We start from the raw sequence: 23,119 nt of genomic DNA, 5'->3' as shown, positions 1-23,119 counted from the left end.
TCCGACCCAGCCCACAGCTTGGATCAGATTTTAGGCCGCGCCGGAACCCCTACTCACGCAGGAGTCAACTTAAAACGATCATGCTCTAAGTGAAACGTTCAAGGCGAATGAATCACAGGATCAGACTGTAGCAAGCAATCCTAGCGCACCACGCCGACGATGCCGGCCGCCGCGGCTTCCACTTCGGCACGAAGGCCGCCGTTCGCATAGCGCTTCGCCAGCGCGGCGCAGGCCATTAGCTGGATCTGGTGAAACAGCATCAGCGGCAGCACGATCAGCCCGACCGACTGCCCGGCCAGCAGCACGGTCGCCATCGACAGGCCACCCGCCAAGCCTTTCTTCGAGCCACAGAAGACGATGGTAATTTCATCGGCGCGGGCGAACCCCAGCAGCCGACTGCCGGAGGTGGTGATCGCCAGCACCGCCGCCAGCAGCACAACATTCACCGCCAGCAGCCGCCCAAGATCGCCCAGGCTGACCTGGTGCCAGATGCCCTGGGTGACGCCCTCGCTGAACGCGGTATAGACCACCAGCAGGATCGACCCCCGGTCCACCAGCCCCAGCAGCGTCCTGTGCCGCAACGCCCATTCGCCGATCCACGGCCTGACAAGCTGCCCCGCCGCGAACGGCAGCAGAAGCTGCACGATGATGTGGCCGGCACCACTGATGGAGAACCCGCCCTGCGTGCTGAGCAACAGCCCGGCGAGCAGAGGCGTCAGCCCCATGCCCAGCAAATTGGACGCGGTGGCGGCGCAAAGCGCGGCCGGCACATTGCCGCGGCCGATCGAGGTAAACGCGATCGACGACTGAACGGTTGAAGGCAACATGCACAGCAGGATCACGCCGGTCCAGAGTGGCGGCGTGAGCAGATGCGGAAACAGTGCCTTCGCCGCCAGCCCCAGCGCCGGGAACAGGACAAAGGTCGAAGCCAGCACCACAAGGTGCAGCCGCCAGTTCCTGGCGCCGGCCAAGGCTGCTTTCGGTGACAGGCGAGCACCGTGCAGGAAGAAGAGAAGGGCGATGGCGGCCTCGGTCGCATAGCCGGCGATCACCGCCCCATGGCCGTGCACCGGCAGCAGCGAGGCCACACAGACCATGCCGACAATCGCGGCGATGTAGGGATCGATCGGCAGCCGGGACAGCAGCGCCTTCGGGTGCATCGGCGATATTCTTCTGCGACAACACCACGCACAATGGACCGATGAATGCTTATTGTGAATTGCGCTGACCGCGCTTATTGTCATCACGTTTCACGATGACATGACACCCGATGTTCGAGCCGACACACCTGGAAAGCTTCCTCGCCGTCGCGCGCACTCGCAGCTTTACCGAGGCCGGCCAGCGCCTGCGCCTGCGGCAGTCGACGGTCAGCCAGCACATCCGCAAGCTGGAGGCCAGCACCGGCCGCCGCCTGTTCGTGCGCGACACCCATTCGGTCGAACTAACCGCGGATGGGGAAGCGATGACCGGTTTCGCCCAGTCCATTCTGGACATCAACAACCGTGCCCGCCGCCATTTTGCCGGCTCCAGGCTTCGCGGCCGGCTTCGCTTCGGCACATCGGAGGATTTCGTCAGCACCCGCCTGCCGGAACTGCTGCGTGACTTCGTGCGTGAACACGCGTTGGTGGACCTGGAACTGAAAGTTGGCGTCAGTGCCACGTTGCATGAACACCTGGATGCCGGTGAACTTGATCTGGTATTGGCGAAGCGGCCGGCGGGTGACGAACGCGGGCAGTTGGTCTGGCGCGACCGGCTGGCCTGGATCGGAGTCACCGCCACCCGTATTGAACCCGGCGAACCCATACCGCTGATCCTCTTCAATCCCCCCAGCATCACCCGGTCGGTGGCGCTTCAGGCGCTGGAACGGGCCGGCCTGACCTGGCGCATCGCCTGCACCAGCGGCAGCCTGAGCGGCTTGCGCGCCGCCGCGCTGGCTGGACTGGGTGTCACCGTGCATGCTCGCGGACTGATGCCCGAGGGACTGTCGGAGATGCCGGCATCATGCCGCCTGCCTGATCTTGCCGATGCGGAGTTTGTGGTCATGGGGGCCCGAACCGGTTTGCGTGGCGCAGCCGCGGCGCTTGCGCGGGTCATCCTGGCAAATGGCGATCGCTTGCAGCGAATGGGTCCATGAAACGAGGCGCTATTAGGCGGAACCGGCAAAGCCGCCGCCTTGCTGTTACCGTCGTCAGTGACGCCTGATGAAAGTCATCGAGATTACCAATGTCGATTTTTCCCTGCGGCATTTCCTGCTGCCGCTGATGCGCGCGATCCGCGCCGAGGGGCATGAGGTCGTGGGAGCCTGCGCCGAAGGCCCGCTGTTGGACGGCGTTCGCGCCGAAGGGTTCCGGGTGATCGCCGTTCCGTTCGTCCGCCGCTTGTCACCCATGGCGCACATCCGCGTCGTCCGGTCCCTGATTGCCATTCTGCGCGCCGAGAAGCCCGACATCGTCCACGCCCATATGCCGATCAGCGGCTTCCTGGCCAGGCTGGCGGCACGCGCCGCGGGGGTGCCGGTGGTCGCCTATACGTGCCACGGCTTCCTGTTCAACCACGCGTCCTCGTCGGCACCGCGCCGGGTGCTGTCGTTCATCATGGAGTGGCTGGCTGCGCGGGCGACCGATGTGTTCCTGACCGTTTCGGTGGCCGAGGCGCGTGACGCATGCCGCCTGCGGATTTGCAAACACGCTGTCGCGGTCGGCAACGGCCGTGATCCTTCGGTGTTTCGTCCAGATCCCGCCGCGCGGGCGCGGATCAGGGACGGGTTCGGCGTGACCGACGACCGGGTGGTGGTCATCGCCGTGTCCCGCCTGGTCTGGCACAAGGGTTATCCTGAACTGGCCGCGGCGATACGCTCGGTGCCCGACGCGGAACTGTGGGTCGTCGGGGAACGCCTGGCGAGCGACCGGGGGGCGGACATGATCGCGGTGCTGCATGCCGCCGGACTAGGGGAACGGCTGCGGCTGCTGGGTTATCGGGTTGACATCGCTGCCTTGCTGGCCGCCGCCGACATCTTCACCCTGCCTAGCCGGTTCGAGGGTCTGCCGATGTCGGTGATCGAGGCGATGCTGACGGGTCTGCCGGTCGTCGCCACCGATGTGCGTGGTCCCGCGGAGCAGGTGGAGGATGGTCTCACGGGCCTGAAGGTGCGTGCTGGCGATGCGGTGGCGCTGGCGTCGGCCTTGCGGGCACTGACCCGCGATCCCGGTCTGCGCGCGCGGATGGGACAGGCGGGCCGGCAGCGAGCGCTGGATCACTATGACGAGGCGAACGTGCTGGCCCGCACCCTGGACCTGCTGGGCTTGTCAGTTTATCCCGCCGCGCGTGCAGCAGGAGTGGATGCGCCGCCATGATCGACATCGTTCCCATCCGACGCGCGTTGCTCTCGGTTTCAAACAAGGCGGGCCTGGTTCCGTTCGCCCAGGCGCTGGCGGAGCGGGGCGTTGAGATCGTCTCCACCGGAGGGTCCGCCCAGGCCTTGCGGGAGGCTGGGGTGCCGGTCAGGGAAGTCTCCGAGCATACCGGCTTTCCGGAGATCATGGATGGACGGGTGAAGACCCTGGTGCCGCAGATCCATGGCGGCATTCTCGGCCGGCGTGATGTGGCGGAGCATATGGCGCAGATGGCGCGACATGGCATCGCGCCGATCGATCTGGTGGCGGTGAACCTGTATCCGTTCGAGACGAGCGTTGCGAACGGTGCCGCGTATGATGATTGCGTCGAGACCATCGACATCGGCGGGCCGGCGCTGATCCGCGCGGCGGCGAAGAACCACGACTTCGTGGTGGTGCTGACCGACCCGGATCAATACGCTGAAGTCTTGACGGAATTTTCTTTATCCGGCGGAACGCCGCTGCGGCTGCGCCGCCGGCTGGCGGGGGCAGCCTATGCCCGGACCGCCGCCTATGATTCAGCCATCTCGGCGTGGTTCGCCGAGCAGCGCGCGGAGGCATTTCCGAAGCGCCTGAGCGTGTCCGGCACGCTGCGGCAGACGCTGCGGTATGGCGAAAATCCGCATCAGGCAGCGGCCTTCTACGTCTCCGGCAATCGTCCCGGAATGGCGACCGCGGTCCAGGTGCAGGGCAAGGAACTGTCCTACAACAACCTGAACGACACCGACGCGGCGTTCGAATGCGTGGCCGAGTTCGACGCGCCGACGGTGGTGATCGTCAAGCACGCCAGTCCATGCGGGGTCGCGTCCGGCATGTCGCTGGCGGCGGCGTGGGATGCCGCGTTGCGCTGCGATCCCGTGTCGGCCTTCGGCGGCATCGTCGCGGTGAACCGGACCCTCGATGCGGCGGCGGCGGAGAAGTTCTCGGCGATCTTCACGGAAGTCATCGTGGCACCGGATGCCGATGAGGCAGCGAAGGCGGTCTTGGCGCGTAAGAAGAACATCCGTCTGTTGCTGACGGGCGGGATGCCCGATCCATCATCCGGCGGATTGGTATTCCGCAGCCTGGCGGGGGGATTCCTGGCGCAGACGCGCGATTCCGGGCGGATCGCCGCGGCCGAGTTGAAAGTGGTGACCCAACGGTCGCCGACAGAGGCGGAACTGGCTGACCTGCTGTTCGCTTTCCGCGTCTGCAAGCACGTGAGGTCGAACGCGATCGTCTATGCGAAAGCAGGTGCCACGGTTGGCATCGGCGCCGGCCAGCCAAATCGTGTGGATTCCACGCGCATCGCCGCCTGGAAAAGCGAGGAGGCCGCGAAGGCGGCCGGCTTGCCGGGGCAGTTGACCGAGGCCAGTGTTGTAGCGTCCGACGCGTTCTTCCCGTTTGCCGATGGCCTGGAGGCTGCCGTGGCGGCAGGTGCGACGGCGGTGATCCAGCCAGGCGGATCGATGCGGGACGCGGCGGTCATCGCAGCGGCGGACGCGGCGGGGGTGGCGATGGTGTTCACCGGGATGCGACACTTCCGGCATTGAATGATGGCCAATCGAGTAGGGGAAAAATCTTGCATTGCCATAAGATGCACCGCGTCAGATCACGGAAAGCGCGATAGCAGTCCAATACCGCCTGCTGATGCCCGCCGAACGCGCCATCCGCGGGCTTCAGCAGAAACATTGGCTTTCGTGCTTCCTGTGCCAAAGGCATAAGCGACCGGAAGTCCTTTAACAACGCGAGGCAATGCGGGTCTATGCCACCGCCCCAAGGCAGCGACGGTTGCGCAAGAACCGACTCGGCATAGACCGTCGGAATGCGCGCCATCCACTTGCCGAATGCGCTGGCAGGCCGATTCATGCGAACCGAATGGCGCATGATCACATAACCGGCGGGCGTCATCGATCCTGTTGGCAGATCGATCGTGGTCGGCGGCCGACGATCTAGGCGATCAGCCCAATCCCGTTGCCATTCCCGCAAGGCTGGGCCAACGTTGCGAAGCCCCTGCAGCGAAAAAAGGTCGGCACCGAGTGGGATCACCACGTGGTCGCAGGCGATCAAGGCAGCACGATTGATGGCGCCGAGATTGGGACCAACGTCGACCAGCGCCAGATCGGCACCGGTTTCCTTGCCAGCGAGTTGGACAAGGCGATGGAAGGCGCTGGTGACCCGGAAAGCGCCTACATCGCGTGAAAGGCAAGTCGGCCAGACCTGGGACAGCACATCCTCAAAGCGCGACAGCGCGAGGTCCCCGATGATCACCCCAATCTTATCATCAGCAACCCGTTCCACCGTGGGTGGGACAAGGTCGCCTGCACGCTCGATCAGCGGGCGAACTGCACCCGCCACGGTCAGTGCGGCGGGATCATTCCAGATCTCGTCCAGCCGGTCTTCAGGCAGGAAGGCGCTGGTAAGGTTAGCTTGCGGATCGAAATCGGCAGCGATGACCGAAACACCCATTTCCGCCAGCATCCAGGCAACATGGTAGACCAGCGTGGTTTTGCCGACGCCACCTTTGTTATTAAAAAAGCCGATGGTTTTCATGGCAGCGCCCGAAGTGTGACATGGACGAACGCCACCTCTGCCTGAAGTCCGGGGGCGGGTTTCCGTTACGCACCAGTGCAAGGCGGGCTCGTGGAATACCAGAACCAAACCGCTGCACAAAGCCAAGGTCCTTGGCGGCGGAGGCTAGGGCTGGATTGCGATAATCGGTTGCTTCCGGCCGGCCAAAGTTAGCAATCGATACAGCGCCAAACGGTCCGCCGGGACTGGTGATCTCCACCCGGTCATCAAACCAGGTCAGCCTGACCGGTGCATTAGTTCCGTCGTACGCGCGGTGGATGACCGCGTTCCGGGCTAATTCCTGCAGCGCCAGGATCGGATAATCTGGGCGCACCTGTGTCGAACCGCCCGAAAGGTCGGTTTTCCTTGCCACGTTAGCCTCCAGCACCTCATCAAGCCGGCGAAGCATTTCTGATAACGAACCGTCAATCTCCTTCTGGTCACGAATCGCGTCGGTGACCTCAACCCCAGCGTAGCGAACGAATTGTATGTAGGCGCCGGGAAGCCAGTTGCGTGGGTCGCCGCCGAGGACCAGAACGCCAGCGGTCGTCGGCACGCCATCCGGGCTGAGCAACTTCAGCGCGCGGAGCTGATCCACGACCTCCCGCCCGTTTGCTTCCAGCACATCCGGCGCAATCGCGGCGGGCAGATACTCGGTTTGAAAACTCAACAGATTGAGGTCCTTGAGTGTAGCGCCAGCCATTGGCTGCTGATCGAACGGGAGAATGGCGCGTCGTCGTCGTTCGATCAGCCGGCGTTCCTGCTCGGGGGTTGCGAGCGCCCGGGAAGGGCCAAAGCGCACCCAGATGCGCCCCTTGTATCGCACCGGCGGGCTGTCTGAAGGCGCCACCTCCGCCACCGCCACGGTGCAGCCGTTCAGTGTGACCCTGCGGACGTGGATATTGGGAAGCGGTGAAATCTGCCCATCACGGCCAAAGCCCATTAGAGTCTGCACGATCTGCTCAGTTATATCCAAGCCAGCGCAGTCTCCGTTGTCCTTCACGCCGACGAATAAGATCCCGCCCGTCCTGCTGTCCGGCAGATCATTGGCAAAGGCGCAGATGGCCTCGCCGAACTTGTCGGTGTTTCGGACCGACTCGGTACGTTCGACATTGAACGCTTCCAGGTCGCCAAGCCGGTGGCGGAGTTCGTCATCGGTCAGCATCGACAGGTTTTCCCAAGGTGCCGGATGGGGCCATTCATGTATGGTCGCTCACATACCACATTCAAAGGCCGGTGCCGACTTGCCTTTCCGCCGCTGCTTGGGCTTGTGTTCTATTAATGGGCTGGATCAAGATGCCTGACGGAAGGCGAGCCAGGCGTGCAGGAACCGCAAATCGAAGAATTAGCCTTTAATCGTGCGGCCCTGCACCTGACAAAGCGTCTTGACAACAGGATGTAACGGAATGTTAAGAATTCCCCTGTTCGCCATCATCTTGTTCGCTGTCGCGGCAACCGCCTATGCCGATCCTATTCCCGCGGTGCAGTCCGCCAGCAACATGGAGATCATTGGCCACAGCGACCTGAACGGCGCCGGAAAGGGCGGCGAGGGCCTTGCACTACGCCAGTATCCTGACGGCCGGCGCGTGCTGTTCCTGGCGCACGAGTCGGCGCCGATGTGCGTCAGCATCCTGGATGTAACCAAGCCGGGAGATCCGCGTGTGATCATGCAGATTCCCGTTTCGGCGCCACAGCTTCGCTGCAACAGCCTCGGCCTGTCCGGCACGACCCTGACGGTGGCGCAGCAGACCGATAAGTCGGGTCAGTCCGGTGCGGGTATGGATGTCTACGATGTGGCCGATCCGGCGCGTCCGCGGAAGCTGGCCTATTTCGATACCTCCGGCCCGCATTCGCGCGGCGTGCATTATGTCTGGTTCGCCGATGGTCATTACGCCTATCTGACGACCGGGGCACGCGACTTCATACCGAACAATCCGCTCGACGACCAGTTCTTCATGGTCGTCGACATGAGCGACCCAAGCCACCCGCACGAGGCCGGCCGCTGGTGGATGCCCGGCACGCGTGTCGGCGACAAGGAACCCGCTCCGCCTCGGGTGTCGATCGATTCCGGCATTCGCGAACACACGCCGATCGTGTCCGCTGACCGACCGGATCGGGCGTATGTCGGCTGGATCGACGGCGGCTTCTTCATCCTAAACATCTCCGACAAGGCGCATCCAAAAATGGTGGCGCACCGGTCCTGGCAGTCGCAGAACGTCGGTTTCGCGCACACGGTGCTCCCAATCCCGTCGCGCGGGTTGGCAATTCAGACCGAGGAAGCCGTTCTGGCCAACTGCAAGGATTGGCCGAAGCGCGACTGGGTGTGGGACATCTCCAACGAAACAGCGCCCGTTGCTCTGTCGGTAATTGCACCGCCGGCGGACTTCGCCGCATTGTGCAAGCAGGGTGGTCGTTTCGGCGCGCACAACATCCACCAGAACCGGCCTGATCCCACCGCGCGCAAGCTGAGCAAGACCGTGGTCGGCAGCTTCTTCAATGGCGGGGTGCGCGCCTACTCGATCGCCGATCCGCACGATCCGAAGGAAATCGGTTTTCTGATCGACGCGCCGCCCGCCGGCAACGCCACCCACAGTATCCAGATCAACGACGTCTACGTCGATGAGAACGGCCTGATCTATGCCAACGACAGGCTGAGCGGCGGGCTGGACATCATCCGCTACACCGGTTCTGTTCCGCTAGAGTAGTATCAGCCGATATAGCAACGTCGGCATGAACGCGTCGCGGGCCAGCCGTGACGCCCGACGTGGGAGAAAAGTCATGAGCGACGAGCTGGCGATCTATCAGGCGCAGGGCTTTGCCCAGCCGATCGGACTAGGCGTGGCGCCGGCTCTTGTCATTGTCGATTTCGTCGTAGGATTTACCGATCCGGCGCATTTCGGTGGCGGCAATATCCAGGCGGCTATTCAGCGTACTCAACGGCTTCTCTCGCTCGCGCGGATGCTCGGCTGGCCTGTCGTCCATACACGTGTGGTCTACGCCGATGACGGCTCCGACTGCGGCGGGTTCACGCTGAAGGTGCCTGCCCTGCGCGGGCTGACGGAAACCAGCCCGCTATCGCAGATCGTTCCCGAATTGACGCCCCGCCCCGGTGAGATGGTGTTGCGCAAACGCAACGCCAGCGCCTTCTTCGGCACCGAGCTCGCAGGATGGCTGGTAGGCCAGCGCGTGGACACGCTGATCGTCAGCGGCTGCACGACCAGTGGTTGCGTGCGCGCCACGGTCGTCGATTCATGCAGTCACAACTTTCGCACCGTTGTCGTCGCGGACTGCGTTGGCGATCGAGCTATCGGCCCGCACCAGGCGAACCTGTTCGACATGGCGCAGAAATATGCCGACCTGCTCAGTCTGTCGGAGATCGAAGCCATGCTGACGCGGAACACGGGCGAGCGGTGAAGATATAGCGCGGAATTCGGATTGGATGCGCCGGGAAAGGGTTGTCCCGGACTTTGCGCTCAAGCGGCCCGCGCGTTCGATGACCGCTCGGCATCCCTGAGCATGGTTCACCGGAATGACCCGGATCCGGCTAGCCCAGGCGGAATCGCCCAACGCAGGGAAAGGCATCAACTCACATCCGTTCTGCTACCGCTGCCGCCGCATGGCGTTGAACGCTTGTCGTCAGGACGCGCCGAACCACGACCGAGGTGTCATGCCCCTTTCCCTGAGCAGGCTTCTGATCGGCCGGCCGGTCTCGAACAAGGAGGCCCAGGGCCACAAGCTGGGGATATTTTCAGGCTTGCCGGCGATGGGCCTGGATGGCCTCGGTTCTGCTTCCTATGGACCGGAGGCGGCGCTGACCATCTTGGCCGGCACCGGCACCGCCGGGCTGGCTTACATCGGGCCTATTACCTGGGTCATCCTGGCGTTGCTCGCGATCCTGTGGTTTTCCTACTGGCAGACCATCAAGGCCTACCCGAACAACGGCGGCTCCTACATCGTGGCCAAGGACAACCTTGGCATCAATGCCGGACTGTTGGCCGCGGCGGCGCTGATGGTCGACTACATGTTGAACGTCGCGGTCGGCATTTCCGCCGGGATCGGCGCGCTGACTTCGGCGATTCCCGAACTGCATGCCTATACGCTATACCTGTGTCCGACGGTTCTGGCCGTCCTCACCGTGCTGAACCTGCGCGGCACACGGGAAGCCGGCCTCGCCTGGTCGCTGCCGACCTACATCTTCATCCTGACACTCGGGTTCATCATCGCGTGGGGCGTCTTCAAGGCCATCACCACTGGCGGCCATCCGCACCCGGTGGTGTCGCCGCCAGAGACGCACCAGGCGGTCACCGCAGTGTCGCTGTGGCTCCTGCTGCGAGCTTTCGCTTCCGGCTGCTCTGCCATGACCGGGGTTGAGGCAGTCAGCAACGGGATCAGCGCCTTTCGCGATCCGCCCGTGAAACATGCGCGCGCCACGCTCTCGGCGATCGTGTTGATCCTGGGCCTGCTGCTGCTGGGGATTGCGCATCTGGCGGCAGCCTATGGCATCAGTGCCATGGATCAGTCGAAGGACGGCTACCAGAGCGTGCTGTCGCAGTTGGTCAAGGCGGTGTATGGGCGGGGGTGGTTCTACGACCTGACGATCACCAGCGTGCTCGCGGTGCTTTGCCTGTCGGCGAATACCTCCTTCGTCGATTTTCCCCGCATGTGCCGTCTGGTCGCGCGTGATGGGTTCCTGCCACGCGGCTTCGCCGTTCCGGGACGGCGACTGGTCTGCTCGGTTGGAATCCTGTTCCTGACCCTGGGCTCCGGCGGCTTGCTGGTCGCGTTCGATGGCATCACCGATCGGCTCATCCCGCTTTTCGCCATCGGTGCCTTTCTCTCGTTCACCATGTCTCAGTCTGGCATGGCTGCACATTGGTGGCGTGCCCAGCGCAAGACCAGCGGGACGGATGCCCGTCCGCTGTCTGCCACCCGCGGCAGAGCCAAGCTGGCCATCAACGGTGGCGGAGCCGTCGCCACCGGTATCGCGCTCGGCATCATCCTGATCGCGAAGTTCACGGACGGCGCGTGGCTGACGATCATCATCATTCCATGCACCGTGCTGCTGCTGAAGATCGTTCGCCATTACTATGATCAGGATGACCGCCAACTGCGGTGGGAGACACAGCGAAGCATTGACCTGCGCGATCACGGAAAGCCGGTCGCGCTGGTTCCCATCAAGCGCTGGGATCGCCTGTCACGAAACGCGGTCGAGTACGCATTGCGTCTGACGCCCGATCTGATAGCTCTTCATGCCACCACCCTGGACGGGCCGGAAGCGGAGCGTGAAGAGACGAGCCTGAAGCAGGAATGGCGAAAGTTCGTCGAGGAGCCCGCGTGCGAGGCCGGCCTGCCCGCCCCCCGGCTTCTGCTCATGCCGTCCCATTTCCGCAGCGTGACGGCGCCATTCCTGAAGGGGATCGAGCATATTCAAAAGCGTCTGCCGGGTCGCCCTGTAATGATTGTGCTGCCGGAACTGGTTGAGGGCCGCTGGTGGGGCTATATGATGCATACCCACCGAGAGCGGCGGCTTCGCGCTCAGTTGCTGCGCTATGGCGGCAAAAGAATTGCCGTCGTCTCCGTCCCTTGGCAACTGAAGCCCCAAACCCCGCGGCAAGGCCTGGCGCAGGAGGAACCGTCAGAACCTGTCGACAAGGCATGCCGGCATGGCATCAGATTGAACACGCAACCGTAGATGGCCAGTATCAAATCCGGTCATGGTCCACACACGTCTTGCCCCTGACGCGCCCCATTCGTTGCCATGTCATGCTCGTTTGAGGATCTCAGGCTTGACGCGGCTGGCCATTCGAGGCGCTCAAGCCGCCGTCGACGGGCAAGTTGACCCCATTGACAAACCTTGCATCGTCACTCGCCAGGAACGCGATAACCGCCGCGATGTCGTCCGGCTCCCCCGCTCGGCCCATCGGAATCCGTTCCTTGAACTTATCCATCAGTGCGCTGTCTTGTACCATATCGGTGGTCATGCCGGTCAGCGTCAGCGTGGGATTGACAGCATTCACCCGCACGCCCTGCTGTCCCAGATCGAGAGCCAGCGCGCGGGTCAGATTGGTCACGGCGCCTTTGGCGGCATTGTAGAAGCTCATGTTCCAGTCGCCGCCCAGACCGGATACCGATGAGACATTCACGATACAGCCCTTCGTCGCCAGCAAATGCGGCACCGACGCGCGCGTGCAATGGAATACGCCATCCAGATCGGTTGCCATGATGCGGCGCCAGTCATCGACTGATGCTTCCGTGATTGACCCGGTCGTGGCAATTCCCGCGTTGTTCACCAGAACATCGAGTTGCTTGAAGCGCTCGATCACCGCCTGGACCAGAGCCTCGACCGAAGCAAGGTCGGATACGTCGGCGACATGGGTCATGGTCCGGTCCTGATCCAGGTCTGCGGCGCTTCGAACGAGCTTGTCCTTTGCCTGGTCCGCCATGACGACCGAGGCGCCTTCCGCCGCGAAACGCCGCGCCGTCGCCGCGCCGATACCCGAACCCGCGCCTGTTACGAGCACGATCTTGCCTTTGAACCGCTGCATTGGAACCTCCACCACCCGTCGCTTCGGCAACTCGCGGTTCGGCTTTGAGGTGCACGGGACAGTCCAATCCGGCGAACACAACTTCGCGGTCGCGGCCAGAGAGGGGCAATGAAGCTTGCTCGATTAGCGGCGGCTGCAAACGAGGCCTCCTGGCTTGACATGCGAGTGCTGCGAACAAGAAGCCGTCGCGTTTGATCAGATGCCCACCTTGTTGATCGGCAGGGCATAGGTCACAGGCAACTGCCTGAACCGCCAACTCGTTCGCTGTGAAGAGTGTCGGAAGCAAAGCCTGAAACAGTATGGACAGAATCAGCCATGCGGCTGCGGTGAAGGCCCGAGACGTCGAGCCTCCATGGTCGGGGGTGGAATGTCGCCGCGGCTTGACGTGTGCGGCGGCGCGGCGCGCGGGCGCGACATAGATACAGCGCGCCGGCCTGAATTGCGGGCCACGAAGTCACCGCCGACGACATCGCAAAAGACATCAAGCGCTCAGCAGGAGCCTGTCATGGCATTACCCCTCTCCCACCACACCACCCAAGCCAACGGGATCAAGCAGCATTACGTAGAGGCGGGCAGCGGCCCGCCCGTTATTCTGCTGCACGGTTTCCCGGAGACCTGGTATGCCTGGCGCAAGCAGATACCCGTCCTGTCGGAACGGTATCGCCTGATCGTGCCGGACCTGCGGGGCTATGGCGAGACCGAGAAGCCCGCCTCGGGTTACGACAAGCGGACCATGGCAGCGGACATCCGCGCACTTATGGATCATCTAAAGATTGAACGGGCCGCCATCATTGGCCACGATCGGGGTGCCAGGGTCGCGACCCGCTTCGCCAAGGATCATCCGGACGCCATCAGCCGCCTGGGTGTATTTGACAACATTCCCACCAGGACGATCTTCGAGGCGATGGACGCGACCATCGCCCGCGGCCACTGGTTCTTTATCTTCAATCAGGTGCCCGATCTTCCCGAAGCGCTCATTGCCGGCCGCGAGGAAATCTGGCTGCGCTACATCCTGCAGGGCTGGACCTACGATCCCGAGGCCCTGACCCTCGAAGACCTTGGTGCCTATGTCCGTGCCTACCAAAAACCTGGCGCGGTACGCGGTGCGTTGAATGATTACCGGGCGGGGCGCGAGGACGTCGCACAGGACAAGGAGGACGCTGACACACGGATCACCTGCCCGACTCTGGCTCTGTGGGGTGAGGATTTCGAGCTTGGCGGCAGGATGTGGGACGTGGTGGAAATCTGGCGGCAGATGACGACGGACCTGCGTACCGTTTCAATTCCGCAATGCGGCCATCTGCCACACGAGGAGCAGCCCGATGTGGTCAACAATGCGCTTCTGGCGTTCCTTGATTCCTGGCGAGGATGACTGATGATCAAGCCATCAGCCAAGTGACGATCACTTTGTGTGACGCTCACCGCCGCCTGGTTTGCAGCAGGATAACATCCGTTCGTTGCCGAGGATGTCGACATCTCGCGCAAGAGGAATTCTGCGGCGGCGCGACCGTCGTCGGCCGAACCGTGATGTTGCCAACAAAGAAATCCATGTCTCAGGCCGCCGGCGAAGACTTTCCTCTTGCAAATGGCGAACGGTGATAATGCTTCAGCAAATCCGCGGGATCGGCGAAAATCTCGATACACCCAGCACGACGTAGAGCGCTCTCCGGAAAGCCGCCGGTCAGAATGCCGATCGTGGCGAGGCCGACCTTGGCCGCGGCTTCCGCATCATACGGTGTGTCGCCGACCACGACAGCCTCGGAAGGGTCAATGCCCGGCAGTCGCGCTAGCGCCGCCTCGAAGATATCCGGATGGGGCTTTGATTTCTCGGCATCGTCGGAAGACGTTTCCGCATCCACCAGATCGTCAATGTCAGCCAGCCGCTTGTAAATCTTTAGCTCGTCGGATTTGGCCGATGAGGCGAGCACGACCTGGACGCCATCGTCTCGCAGCCGCTGAAACAGCGCGCGGACATCAGGAAATGCTTTGATCGTGGCAAGGTATCGTTCCTTCATGATGCTGCTGCGTTGCTTGTCCAGTGCGTCGCCCGTGGCGTCAAGCTCCGCCGGCGTCAGGAAAACAGGCATGAGCTGGTCGCCGCCCTTGCCGATCTGGGACCGCACATCCGCGAAGGGAATGACATGGCCAAAGTCCCGGAAGGCTTCTTCCCAGGATTTGGCATGCTGATCGACCGAGTCGACCAACGTCCCGTCAACGTCGAAGATCGCTGCTTTGATCACCCCTTGCATCCCTTTTTGTCGGACCATGTCCCGGGTGCCAGCCAACCCGATCGCTGGCGACGCGAACGCCACAAGCAGCCTCTTGGTTGCAGCCGACGGTCGGACGCAGGTCAGGATCGTGCGCGCGTTTGTCAGCCACGGCCCCGCGCCGGCAGGCACCACAACGGATCACGCTGCGTCAATGCGACGCCTCTTGCAGCCGATTTTGATTCAAGCCGATCGCCGCCAGTTGCTGGGTGTCCGAAGGGTTCACGATAACGTAGACCTTCTGTGCCATGACTTCAGGATGACGTCGTTCCGGACCTTCATGCATCGATGGAATGCTTCAAGGCACGCCCTTGTGCCGCCCGGACGTCTTGATGATATGGCTTTGCCGGTGGCCCTTCCCGTAAGGACGGCCTGTGGTTTCGGATCGAGGAAAGGACGCCGGCCGGCAGATGGACCTGATTAGTGGATTGCAGAGTTTCATTCGTGTCGTCGAAACCGGCTCGTTTTCAGCCGTCGCGCGGGAATCCAACACCAGCCAATCGGCGGTGACCCGGCACATCGCGCAACTGGAGGAGCATTTCGGCGTCCGGCTGTTTCACCGGACGACTCGCAAGCTCAGCCTGACCGACGATGGACAGGATCTCGTGGGTCAAGCCAGGCACCTGCTGGAGGTTGCCACCGATCTCGAAGATACCGTTGGACGGGCGCGCGGCGCGCCCACCGGCTTGGTGCGGGTCGGCGTCACGGTGGGCGCCGCGATGCTGTTGGTGCCAGAGTTTGGCGCCCTGCTGCGGCGGCATCCAGGCCTGTCGGTCGAACTGGTCGTCGAGGACCGGATCGACGACCTGGTGACCGAGCGTCTGGATGTCGCGCTGCGGTTCGGGCAGTCGCCGGATACCTCGGTCGTGTCCCGCGCCATCGCCACGCTGGGATTCGCGCTGGTCGCGGCGCCCGCCTATCTGGAGCAATACGGCGCGCCGGCGCATCCGTCCGACTTGGCAAACCATACCTGTATTGTCAGCCAGAATGGGCAGGACGGCGGGCATTGGACATTCACCGGCCCATCCGGGCCAGTGAATGTCGAGGTCACCGGTCCGCTTCGATCCGATAACCTGCAGGTCGTACGGCAGGCCGCACTGACCGGCTACGGCATCGCCCTGCTGTCCGATCCGCTGATCATCAACGACATTCGCTCAAGCCGTCTCTACCGGTTGCTGCCGGACTACACGACCGCACGCCGGCAGGCCTTCGTGGTGTATCCGTCCCGCCGGCATCTGCCGCCACGCACCCGCATCGTGATCGATTTCCTCATCGACCGCTTCAGGGAACTCGAGGTTCGGCTGCGCGACGGACGCGAGTGGGGGGAAAACGAGGCGACTTGGCTGGTGTGAGTGTCTGTCTACTCCACCGGCACGAAGATCGAGTGCCGCATCTTGCCGCCAATGGACTGTGACAGATGGCCTTTGCCGCGGATGTCCTCCACCAGGATGATCTCGCCGGCGCCGATCTCGCGGGCTTGCCCGTCGCTGGCGGTGATCTTCACCCCGCCATCCAGGTTGATGATATATTGGCGCCGCGGCGCGGGATGCCAATCCAGGTCATAATCGCCGCCGGTCTCACGGAAGATGATGCCGGCCGCTGGCAAGCGGGCGGACAGCTTGCTGCCGTGGCGCTCCTCGACCCACTCGACCTCGATATCGCGCCAATGGGTTTCTCCGGCGTCGTCAACATAGATGTTATGAATTCGCATGTTTCCTCCATTACTCGTTTGGCACGAAGATCGCGTGCCGCATCCGGCTGTTCACCGGCCTCGACAGGTGACCCCTGCCCGGCGTGTCCGCCACCACATTGATTTCGCCGGCGCCGATTGCGCGGGCTTGCCCGTCGCTGGTGGTCAGTTCGACGTCCGCATCAAGATTGATGATGCATTGCCGGCGTTGCGCCGGGTGCCAGGGCGGGTCGGGCTCTGCCTGGGTCCGGCGAAAGATGATGGCAGTGGCGGGAAGGCGGGCGGAGGCATCATAGAGCCCTTCCTGCGTCCAGTCGATTTCCACCTCCCGCGAATGCAAGTCTTCGCGGCCGTCGCGATGCCGGTTACGGATACAAATGCTCATCAGCCGCGGCCGCGAACGTAGCCGTAGCGCAGGTTGCTGGGGTCGGCGCCATCGCGAAGATAGCCGTGCTTGATCGAGGCGAAGCGGTCGGGTGTGGCCAGTTCGGCGTGGCGGTCGTAGCCGAAGATGCGGAAGCCGTTGTTGGCGAAGATGCCGCGCTTGACCGCGCCGTCGGCGGCGCCGAGTGAAGCGAAGTTGTGCTTGCGCTGCATGTCGTCGGGGATTTCCAGGCGGCGCAGGCCCTCGATCTGCCACTGTGGCGCGCCGGTCCACACCGCGTCCGTGCCCCAGATCACATGGTCGCTGCCAAGACCCTTGATCAGCGTGCCCATTAGCGCGGCGGCCAGGCGTGGTTCCGCGATACTGGTATAGGCGAACAACTGACCAAGATCGCCGTAGACGTTGCTGACGCCATACTTCGCCGGAATGTCCGCCAGATCGCTAACCCAGGAACTGCGGCCGGTCCGATCCCACTCCGCCATCGCGTCCGCCGGCAATCCGCCGACATGCCGATAAGCGGAATGGTAGATGACGAAATTAAGCTGCGGCCAATCCTTCGCCGCCTTGCCGACATCGCTGACATCGGCATAGGCCCGCAGGTTCGGCACCTGCTTTTCCACCGACGGCGGAAACAGGCCCTTGTGGATGCAGACATTCCGGATGCCGGCGGCAGCGAACTTCGCATAGGCCGGGTACATCAGTTTTTCGTCGTCCAGCCGCCAGGGATAGCGGCTGGTGTCCTTGTGTGTGTTGTCGCCGACCGTGTACCCCTTCCAGCCGTCGGGCCGCAGCTCGGCGATCGCGTGGTCGATGCCATCTTGCCAGCCGGGTTGCCCTGGCACGATGGTGTAATGCGCCAGCAGCCGCCGCGATCCCGCCTGCCGGTTCACCCGGTCGCGGGTCTGGAATACCATCTGGTTGGTCAGGAACCAGTCTTCCGGAATATCGGACGGCGAGTTGGTCAGCAGCGCCACCTTGGTGTCGCTGTCGAGAAACACCTCCTTGAAGTAGTTGTCGAACTTCAGGTCGGCGATGGTCTGCGGCTTGCCGCCGAGTGCCGCGTTCCAGCCCGCCTTGCCGACCGCGGCGCGCATGGCGACGAAGTTGGTCAGCCTGGTATCGTCGCGCAGGAAATGCGTGTGGGCATCGAACACATCCTGGCCTTGCAGCGCGACCGCGCGTTGCCGCGCCAGTTCGGGCGTGTCGGCTTCGGCCTCGGTCACCGCGAACAGGTTGCCGTAGACCCGGTTCATCGCCAGGAAGGCCGCTGCCATGCCGGACGCGGTCTGGAAGAAGCGCCGCCGGCTGATGCCTTGCCGCTTCGCCAGATGGTCGCCCATCTCCGTCAGGCGGTCTTCGACCTGCTTTTGTTGCGGCGTCTGCCGTTCGGGAAAATACTCGTCGCTGGAGACGATCTGCGTCGGGATGGGAAAGCGGTGCGGCAGATCCTCGGCCGGCAGGAGCTGGGCGCGTTCTTCGTCACTGAGCAGACCCATGTTCGGTTCCTTAGCTACGCCTGGACGCTCTTCGGCATGGTGAGGAATTCGTGCATCACGTGCCACAGCCCGGCGCGGGCGAGGCTGAGGGTGACCGCGTGCGCGGCGCCCGGAATGACGGCGTATTGCTTATCCGGGGTGGGCAGCCGGGAAAAGAAGTCGAGCAGGTCCGCCTCGGTGGAGATGCCATCATACTCGCCGCGCACCACCAGTACGGCCGCCTGAAGCTTGGTGGGATCGACCAGCGGCAGGTTGGCGGTCATGTCGAGGTAGGTGCCGGTGGGCACGCTATCGCCGTTCGGCAGCTCCGCCTTCGCCATCGCCTCCGGCACGCGCGGGTCGGATGTGCCGGGCTTGTCGCGGGTGAAGATGCTCAGGATCATCGCCTTGTCGCGCGGCCGGCGGTTGTGGGTGCGGTAGAATTCCGTCTGCTCGCCGCGCTTGGCGAGGGTCGGGGAGCCCTTGCCGGTGTAGGTGAAGGCTTCCAGCACCAGGCGGTCGACGTGGGCGGGTTCGGCGACGGCGAAGGCGGCGGCGCGGATGGCGCCGCTGGATTCGCCCATGTAATGGAACTTCCTCTGTCCCGTCTCGCGCTCGATTATCGGCATCGCCGCCTTCAGGTCGGCGACGCCGGAGGCGATGTCAGAGTTGCCGGCGGTGACGGTGGATTTGCCGTAACCTTCGAAATCCATTGTCCAGACATCGAAGCCGTAGCGGGCGAAGACGTTCATCAGGGAATATTCGCCGGCGCCGGGGACGGTTAGGTCGAAGCTGGGCAGCGCGGAGACCGAGGAGCCGTGTACCAGGAACAGCACCGGCAGCCTGGGGTGACCAGGGCGAGGGGCGGTCAGGCGCTTGCGGTACATCGCCAGCGTGACGTCGCCTTTCCTGGCTTCGTATCGCGCGGTCCAGAAGGTTTCAGCCGCGGCGGCCGGCAGGGCGGCGGCGGCCGCGAGCGGTGCGCCGATCAGGACGCCTCGTCGGGAGGTGGTGGTGATCTGGTTGTTCCCCGCCATGGTTGGCCTTCTTGGTTTGGTTTCGTGCGGAGATATTGAGGACGGTTTTAGCGGGTTCGTCCAGGGCGGCCCGGACGGAGTCTGGCTTAACCCATTTGCCAAACCGTTTCCTCGGTCCAGCCAAGCCCGGCAAATTCCGCGGCGCGGCGTGGTGCCTCATCGGTTGAAAAGAACTCGTCAAGCTGGGGTGGTTGCACTGACGTGCCGCTCATCATGGCGTGCGCTTGCCCTCGGTGATTGATCTGATGTTGAAACAAATGGAGAAGCAGCCGATCCAGCCTCTCGTGCTGAATCCGAACGCTGCGATGGACGGCGGCGATGTGTGCCAGGGCGCCCGCATCCAGACGTTTGACGAAGGCGATCAGTCGTCCGTCGGCGTCCGCTTGCGCCGCTTGAAGCTCAGCTATGGTCTTGCAGGGTTCCGGGTCCGCCCATGCTGCCGGTCCGAGCGTACCACCCTCCATTGCGTCCATGTAGAAATGGTCAATGACCAGGATATGATTGAGTGTCGCCCGCAGACTTGGGAAAAAGCCGATACGCGGCGCTTCGAACTCGTTCTGCGACAACGGACGACAAGCAGTCAACAGACGGTGGTTTGCCCAAAAGTTGTTGTAGGCCATGGAACGATAGGGAAGCAGAGCACTCATTCACGACGCCTCACTTCACACTGTTGGCACGTTACTACACTTCGATGTCCGCGGCGATTTCAAAGGTTATCATTCTGCTCTGCTGGCGCTGACTTCCAGATGATCCGTTCAAAGGGCCACGCTCCTTAAAGGTCTTGGAACAGCGCAGGCCGAAGCTGACAATGCCGCGCAACCGACGCGCTGCTCAGCAATGGCGCTCAAAAACCAATCAAGCAAAAGGATCAACGACCCACGCATGCGCCGGCGCCGCCGTTCGTCAATCCAGCGTCTCCAGCAACCCCGCCAGCAGTGCCGCCCGCTGTGCCAGATGCCCCCACAGAATGTGCTCATGGCTCGCATGTGCCCCTGCGCCAGGACAGCCAAGCCCGTCCAGCGTCGGCACGCCCAGTGCGGCGGAGAAGTTGCCGTCCGAACCGCCGCCACGGTGCTGCTTCGGCAGTGCCAGCCCGACCTGCTGCGCGATCGCCTGTGCCTTGCCGTACAGCGCCGATATGGCGGGACTCTCGGTGTAGGGCGGCCGGTTCATCCCGCCCTCCACGATGACCCGGCACCCCGGCGTCTTCGCGGTTAGCCCTAGCAGGCGCTCCTCCATCAAGACCCCATCGGTGACCGAGTTGACGCGCAGGTCGATCTCGCATCCCGCATCCGGCGCAATGACGTTTGGCCGTGATCCGCCCCAGATCGGCGCGGCATTCAGGGTAATGCCACGCTCGACATTCACCATCCGGTGCAGGCCGATGATCTGGTGCGACAACTCCACGATCGCCGAGGCACCGTCCTGGAAGCTCGTGCCGGCGTGTGATCCGCGACCCTCCACCCGCAGCACGAACCGTCCCACTCCCTTCCGCGCGGTGACGCAGGCGCCGCCGCCGCCGGCGGGTTCCGGGATCAGCACGGTCGCGGCCTGCGCCGCTTCCTGCTCGATCAGCCAGCGGCTGGTCGGGCTGCCGACTTCCTCATCCGGCGTCAGCAGCAGCACGATCGGCCGGGGCGTCACGATGCCCTGTTGAAGAATAGAACGCACCGCGTGAAACGCCAGGAAGCTGCCGGCCTTCATGTCGTAGATGCCGGGGCCGTGCGCCTTCTTCCCCTGCACGAGGTATGGCATCGTCTCCAGCGTCGCGTGCGACCATACGGTGTCCAGATGGCCGGCGACCAGCACGGGCTTTCCCTCACCAGGCGTCCGTGCGATCAGATTGTCGCCGTAGCCATCCCGCCCGGGAATCCGCGTGATCGTTGCGCCGGCCCCAGCCAACCCGGCTTCCGCCACATCCATCAGGCGATTTACCGCCGCACCGTCCGTTGTTGGTGTTTCCAGCCTGACCCAGCCCGATAGCTCCGCCAAAAGGTCTTCCGAGGTTCCAACATTTGTTGCCGGCATATATAAATTCCTTTGTGCGGAGAATTCATGGCAGGACGTAACGAAACCAGGCGGCTTGGTCGCCGTATGCGCAGACTGGCAGAAAACCACGGTAATCCGGGACCTTCAGCATGACCACAGGCTATTTTTTCGAGGATCTTCACATCGGCCAGACCGCCGAGCTGTCGAAGACCATCAGTGAAGCCGATATCCAGATGTATTCGATGGTGACACTGGATACCAACCCGATCCATCTGGATGAGGCGGTTGCCCGCCAGTCCCGGTTCGGCGGACGCATCGCCCATGGCATGTTGTCCGCTGGCCTTATGTCCGCCGTGCTGGGCACGCAATTGCCGGGGCCAGGCAGCATCTACCTGCGCCAGTCGCTGACGTTCCGCGCGCCGGTGCGGATCGGCAGCACGGTCCGCGCCGTAGTGGAGGTCATCGATTTGAAACCTGGAGGCAAGCGCGTCACTCTGCGAACCACCTGCATGGTGAAGGAGGAGGTGGTGATCGACGGTGAAGCCTATGTCCTGGTGCCGTCACGCGGCTGATGCGGACGTTCAGCAATTGGCAGGGCCTGCCGCCCGATGCGCGCGGCGCGACCGTGGCACTCGGCAACTTCGACGGTGTTCACCTCGGCCACGCCAGCGTCATTCGTGCCGCGCACGCAGCAAGGCCCGACGCGCCGCTGGCGGTGCTGACGTTCGAGCCTCATCCGCGGGAAGTGTTTCGGCCGGATGACCCACCTTTCCGACTGACCCTGGCGGCGGAGCGGGCGGATGCGCTGGCCGCGCTGGGCGTCGATCTGCTGTACGAGCTGTCGTTCAACCCGGCCTTCAGCCTGATGACCGCGGACGACTTCGTAGCACGGGTTCTGCATGACGGATTGGGTGCCCGGCATCTGGTCTCCGGCCAGGACTTCGCCTTTGGTCATCGCCGCGGCGGCAACACGAGCTTCCTGGCCGGCCGAGCGGAAGCGCTAGGCATGGGGCTGACGTTGGTGCCGCCGGTGACGGATGCGCAAGGGCCGCTATCCTCTACCCGCATTCGCCGCGCGTTGCAGGACGGCTATCCGGAGCGTGCGACGGCGGAGCTTGGTCGCCCCTGGGCAATCCGCGGACTGGTGGGCCATGGCGACAAGCGTGGCCGCACGATTGGATTTCCGACCGCCAATGTGCCGCTGGGCCGTCATCTGGAACCAGCGCGGGGCGTCTACTCCGTGACCATCCGGCTGACCGATGGGACGATCCACAAAGGTGTCGCGAACATTGGCCGCCGCCCAACCGTGAACGCTGGGACCGAAAGCCGGCTGGAGGTGAATCTCTTTGACTTCGACAGGGACCTGTATGACCAGGAAATCACCGTGGCGTTGCACACGTACATTCGCGCCGAGGTCAAATTCTCCGGCCTGGACGCCCTGAAAGCCCAAATCGCCACCGATGCCGCCGAGGCTCGGATGCTGCTGGCGTGAAGCTCGCTCTGAACTGAACAACGACGCACTCGCTGCCTGCGGCCGCAACATGTGGGACCACCCGTTCGTCTTCTGCGTCGATCGCGCCTTCGTCCGCGACTGTCCAGTACCAACATTCCTGCTGCTCGGCACCAACATTCCGCACCCGGCCGCGACCAGTGCGGAACTGGCCGTGCTGCTGCCGGGGGTGGAAGTGCTGACCGATTGGCGCGGCATCAGCACTTCAGTCTTTGGACATTAGACCGTGATCGTTTGAGATTGCCTCATCGCCGGGATCTAATCATGGTCTGACTTCTT

22 protein-coding genes are annotated in these 23,119 nt (G+C 63.4%); 11 read left to right on the top strand and 11 right to left on the bottom strand.

Annotated elements, in window-relative coordinates:
• Positions 1-140: 140 nt before the first annotated feature.
• Positions 141-1,160: a bile acid:sodium symporter family protein gene (locus ACQY4S_RS25905; RefSeq protein ID WP_428488048.1), complete on the bottom strand. Its 1,020-nt coding sequence runs from the start codon at positions 1,158-1,160 to the stop codon at positions 141-143.
• A gap of 110 nt (positions 1,161-1,270) precedes the next feature.
• Here ACQY4S_RS25905 and ACQY4S_RS25900 point away from each other — a divergent pair, with 110 nt between their 5' ends.
• The 3 genes from ACQY4S_RS25900 to purH all read left to right on the top strand — a co-directional run bounded on the left by ACQY4S_RS25900 (position 1,271) and on the right by purH (position 4,924).
• Positions 1,271-2,134, top strand: coding sequence for a LysR substrate-binding domain-containing protein (locus ACQY4S_RS25900; protein ID WP_428488047.1), 864 nt, complete (start codon positions 1,271-1,273; stop codon positions 2,132-2,134).
• 67 nt (positions 2,135-2,201) lie between these two features.
• Positions 2,202-3,353 carry a glycosyltransferase family 4 protein gene (locus ACQY4S_RS25895; RefSeq protein WP_428488046.1) on the top strand — a complete coding sequence of 384 codons (1,152 nt, stop codon included), beginning with the start codon at positions 2,202-2,204 and terminating at the stop codon, positions 3,351-3,353.
• Positions 3,350-4,924 (top strand): bifunctional phosphoribosylaminoimidazolecarboxamide formyltransferase/IMP cyclohydrolase, encoded by a 1,575-nt coding sequence (purH, locus tag ACQY4S_RS25890; protein ID WP_428488045.1) that lies wholly within the window; start codon positions 3,350-3,352, stop codon positions 4,922-4,924. Before ACQY4S_RS25895 ends, purH begins: the two co-directional genes overlap by 4 nt.
• Here purH and ACQY4S_RS25885 read toward each other — a convergent pair.
• On the bottom strand, positions 4,896-5,924 hold the full coding sequence (locus ACQY4S_RS25885) for a ParA family protein (RefSeq protein WP_428488044.1): 1,029 nt from the start codon (positions 5,922-5,924) through the stop codon (positions 4,896-4,898). The genes purH and ACQY4S_RS25885 overlap by 29 nt on opposite strands.
• Positions 5,902-7,107 (bottom strand): ATP-binding protein, encoded by a 1,206-nt coding sequence (locus tag ACQY4S_RS25880; protein ID WP_428488043.1) that lies wholly within the window; start codon positions 7,105-7,107, stop codon positions 5,902-5,904. The genes ACQY4S_RS25885 and ACQY4S_RS25880 overlap by 23 nt, the downstream gene beginning before the upstream one ends.
• A 241-nt stretch (positions 7,108-7,348) precedes the next feature.
• Here ACQY4S_RS25880 and ACQY4S_RS25875 point away from each other — a divergent pair, with 241 nt between their 5' ends.
• The 3 genes from ACQY4S_RS25875 to ACQY4S_RS25865 all read left to right on the top strand — a co-directional run bounded on the left by ACQY4S_RS25875 (position 7,349) and on the right by ACQY4S_RS25865 (position 11,634).
• Positions 7,349-8,647: an LVIVD repeat-containing protein gene (locus ACQY4S_RS25875; RefSeq protein WP_428488042.1), complete on the top strand. Its 1,299-nt coding sequence runs from the start codon at positions 7,349-7,351 to the stop codon at positions 8,645-8,647.
• A 73-nt stretch (positions 8,648-8,720) separates the two neighbouring features.
• Complete coding sequence (locus tag ACQY4S_RS25870) at positions 8,721-9,356, top strand: N-carbamoylsarcosine amidohydrolase (RefSeq protein ID WP_428488041.1); 636 nt, start codon at positions 8,721-8,723, stop codon at positions 9,354-9,356.
• 253 nt (positions 9,357-9,609) lie between these two features.
• Complete coding sequence (locus ACQY4S_RS25865; protein ID WP_428488040.1) at positions 9,610-11,634, top strand: APC family permease; 2,025 nt, start codon at positions 9,610-9,612, stop codon at positions 11,632-11,634.
• 88 nt (positions 11,635-11,722) lie between these two features.
• On the opposite strand, the gene ACQY4S_RS25860 is transcribed toward ACQY4S_RS25865, so the two are convergent.
• The gene (locus tag ACQY4S_RS25860) at positions 11,723-12,487 is read right to left on the bottom strand and encodes an SDR family NAD(P)-dependent oxidoreductase (protein WP_428488039.1); all 765 of its coding nucleotides are present in this window, start codon (positions 12,485-12,487) and stop codon (positions 11,723-11,725) included.
• A 505-nt stretch (positions 12,488-12,992) separates the two neighbouring features.
• Between ACQY4S_RS25860 and ACQY4S_RS25855 the strand changes: the two genes are divergently transcribed.
• The gene (locus tag ACQY4S_RS25855) at positions 12,993-13,859 is read left to right on the top strand and encodes an alpha/beta fold hydrolase (protein WP_428488038.1); all 867 of its coding nucleotides are present in this window, start codon (positions 12,993-12,995) and stop codon (positions 13,857-13,859) included.
• 181 nt (positions 13,860-14,040) lie between these two features.
• Here ACQY4S_RS25855 and ACQY4S_RS25850 read toward each other — a convergent pair whose 3' ends face one another.
• Positions 14,041-14,799, bottom strand: coding sequence for an HAD family hydrolase (locus tag ACQY4S_RS25850; RefSeq protein ID WP_428488037.1), 759 nt, complete (start codon positions 14,797-14,799; stop codon positions 14,041-14,043).
• A gap of 365 nt (positions 14,800-15,164) precedes the next feature.
• Here ACQY4S_RS25850 and ACQY4S_RS25845 point away from each other — a divergent pair, with 365 nt between their 5' ends.
• Positions 15,165-16,106, top strand: coding sequence for a LysR substrate-binding domain-containing protein (locus ACQY4S_RS25845; protein WP_428488036.1), 942 nt, complete (start codon positions 15,165-15,167; stop codon positions 16,104-16,106).
• A gap of 8 nt (positions 16,107-16,114) precedes the next feature.
• On the opposite strand, the gene ACQY4S_RS25840 is transcribed toward ACQY4S_RS25845, so the two are convergent.
• The 6 genes from ACQY4S_RS25840 to ACQY4S_RS25815 form a co-directional block, all read right to left on the bottom strand.
• Entirely contained in the window at positions 16,115-16,465 is a 351-nt protein-coding gene (locus ACQY4S_RS25840; protein ID WP_428488035.1) for a hypothetical protein, read from the bottom strand.
• Positions 16,466-16,475: 10 nt separating this feature from the next.
• Positions 16,476-16,829 (bottom strand): hypothetical protein, encoded by a 354-nt coding sequence (locus ACQY4S_RS25835; RefSeq protein ID WP_428488034.1) that lies wholly within the window; start codon positions 16,827-16,829, stop codon positions 16,476-16,478.
• Entirely contained in the window at positions 16,829-18,325 is a 1,497-nt protein-coding gene (locus ACQY4S_RS25830) for an amidohydrolase family protein (protein WP_428488033.1), read from the bottom strand. Before ACQY4S_RS25830 ends, ACQY4S_RS25835 begins: the two co-directional genes overlap by 1 nt.
• 14 nt (positions 18,326-18,339) lie before the next feature.
• Complete coding sequence (locus ACQY4S_RS25825; protein ID WP_428488032.1) at positions 18,340-19,341, bottom strand: alpha/beta hydrolase; 1,002 nt, start codon at positions 19,339-19,341, stop codon at positions 18,340-18,342.
• Positions 19,342-19,427: 86 nt separating this feature from the next.
• A complete protein-coding gene (locus ACQY4S_RS25820) occupies positions 19,428-19,988 on the bottom strand; it encodes a DinB family protein (RefSeq protein ID WP_428488031.1) in 561 nt (186 codons plus the stop codon).
• 256 nt (positions 19,989-20,244) lie between these two features.
• Entirely contained in the window at positions 20,245-21,369 is a 1,125-nt protein-coding gene (locus tag ACQY4S_RS25815) for a M20 family metallopeptidase (RefSeq protein ID WP_428488030.1), read from the bottom strand.
• A 110-nt stretch (positions 21,370-21,479) separates the two neighbouring features.
• Between ACQY4S_RS25815 and ACQY4S_RS25810 the strand changes: the two genes are divergently transcribed.
• The 3 genes from ACQY4S_RS25810 to ACQY4S_RS25800 are packed head-to-tail and all read left to right on the top strand — an operon-like array spanning position 21,480 to position 23,063.
• Complete coding sequence (locus ACQY4S_RS25810; RefSeq protein WP_428488029.1) at positions 21,480-21,902, top strand: MaoC family dehydratase; 423 nt, start codon at positions 21,480-21,482, stop codon at positions 21,900-21,902.
• A complete protein-coding gene (locus tag ACQY4S_RS25805; RefSeq protein WP_428488028.1) occupies positions 21,902-22,822 on the top strand; it encodes a bifunctional riboflavin kinase/FAD synthetase in 921 nt (306 codons plus the stop codon). The genes ACQY4S_RS25810 and ACQY4S_RS25805 overlap by 1 nt, the downstream gene beginning before the upstream one ends.
• A complete protein-coding gene (locus tag ACQY4S_RS25800; RefSeq protein WP_428488524.1) occupies positions 22,791-23,063 on the top strand; it encodes a hypothetical protein in 273 nt (90 codons plus the stop codon). Before ACQY4S_RS25805 ends, ACQY4S_RS25800 begins: the two co-directional genes overlap by 32 nt.
• Positions 23,064-23,119: the final 56 nt, after the last annotated feature.

The organism is Rhodopila sp., from assembly GCF_965276935.1.
In the GTDB taxonomy this organism is placed as follows: Bacteria; Pseudomonadota; Alphaproteobacteria; order Acetobacterales; family Acetobacteraceae; genus Rhodopila.
This window is presented reverse-complemented; position numbering and strand designations above follow the sequence as displayed.

Excerpts from the sequence above, each read along its gene's own strand:
- ACQY4S_RS25905 (WP_428488048.1), bottom strand. The coding sequence starts at position 1,160 with ATGCACCCGAAGGCGCTGCTGTCCCGGCTGCCGATCGATCCCTACATC.
- ACQY4S_RS25900 (WP_428488047.1), top strand. The coding sequence starts at position 1,271 with ATGTTCGAGCCGACACACCTGGAAAGCTTCCTCGCCGTCGCGCGCACT.
- ACQY4S_RS25895 (WP_428488046.1), top strand. The coding sequence starts at position 2,202 with ATGAAAGTCATCGAGATTACCAATGTCGATTTTTCCCTGCGGCATTTC.
- purH (WP_428488045.1), top strand. The coding sequence starts at position 3,350 with ATGATCGACATCGTTCCCATCCGACGCGCGTTGCTCTCGGTTTCAAAC.
- ACQY4S_RS25885 (WP_428488044.1), bottom strand. The coding sequence starts at position 5,924 with ATGAAAACCATCGGCTTTTTTAATAACAAAGGTGGCGTCGGCAAAACC.
- ACQY4S_RS25880 (WP_428488043.1), bottom strand. The coding sequence starts at position 7,107 with ATGCTGACCGATGACGAACTCCGCCACCGGCTTGGCGACCTGGAAGCG.
- ACQY4S_RS25875 (WP_428488042.1), top strand. The coding sequence starts at position 7,349 with ATGTTAAGAATTCCCCTGTTCGCCATCATCTTGTTCGCTGTCGCGGCA.
- ACQY4S_RS25870 (WP_428488041.1), top strand. The coding sequence starts at position 8,721 with ATGAGCGACGAGCTGGCGATCTATCAGGCGCAGGGCTTTGCCCAGCCG.
- ACQY4S_RS25865 (WP_428488040.1), top strand. The coding sequence starts at position 9,610 with ATGCCCCTTTCCCTGAGCAGGCTTCTGATCGGCCGGCCGGTCTCGAAC.
- ACQY4S_RS25860 (WP_428488039.1), bottom strand. The coding sequence starts at position 12,487 with ATGCAGCGGTTCAAAGGCAAGATCGTGCTCGTAACAGGCGCGGGTTCG.
- ACQY4S_RS25855 (WP_428488038.1), top strand. The coding sequence starts at position 12,993 with ATGGCATTACCCCTCTCCCACCACACCACCCAAGCCAACGGGATCAAG.
- ACQY4S_RS25845 (WP_428488036.1), top strand. The coding sequence starts at position 15,165 with ATGGACCTGATTAGTGGATTGCAGAGTTTCATTCGTGTCGTCGAAACC.
- ACQY4S_RS25840 (WP_428488035.1), bottom strand. The coding sequence starts at position 16,465 with ATGCGAATTCATAACATCTATGTTGACGACGCCGGAGAAACCCATTGG.
- ACQY4S_RS25835 (WP_428488034.1), bottom strand. The coding sequence starts at position 16,829 with ATGAGCATTTGTATCCGTAACCGGCATCGCGACGGCCGCGAAGACTTG.
- ACQY4S_RS25830 (WP_428488033.1), bottom strand. The coding sequence starts at position 18,325 with ATGGGTCTGCTCAGTGACGAAGAACGCGCCCAGCTCCTGCCGGCCGAG.
- ACQY4S_RS25825 (WP_428488032.1), bottom strand. The coding sequence starts at position 19,341 with ATGGCGGGGAACAACCAGATCACCACCACCTCCCGACGAGGCGTCCTG.
- ACQY4S_RS25820 (WP_428488031.1), bottom strand. The coding sequence starts at position 19,988 with ATGAGTGCTCTGCTTCCCTATCGTTCCATGGCCTACAACAACTTTTGG.
- ACQY4S_RS25815 (WP_428488030.1), bottom strand. The coding sequence starts at position 21,369 with ATGCCGGCAACAAATGTTGGAACCTCGGAAGACCTTTTGGCGGAGCTA.
- ACQY4S_RS25810 (WP_428488029.1), top strand. The coding sequence starts at position 21,480 with ATGACCACAGGCTATTTTTTCGAGGATCTTCACATCGGCCAGACCGCC.
- ACQY4S_RS25805 (WP_428488028.1), top strand. The coding sequence starts at position 21,902 with ATGCGGACGTTCAGCAATTGGCAGGGCCTGCCGCCCGATGCGCGCGGC.
- ACQY4S_RS25800 (WP_428488524.1), top strand. The coding sequence starts at position 22,791 with ATGCCGCCGAGGCTCGGATGCTGCTGGCGTGAAGCTCGCTCTGAACTG.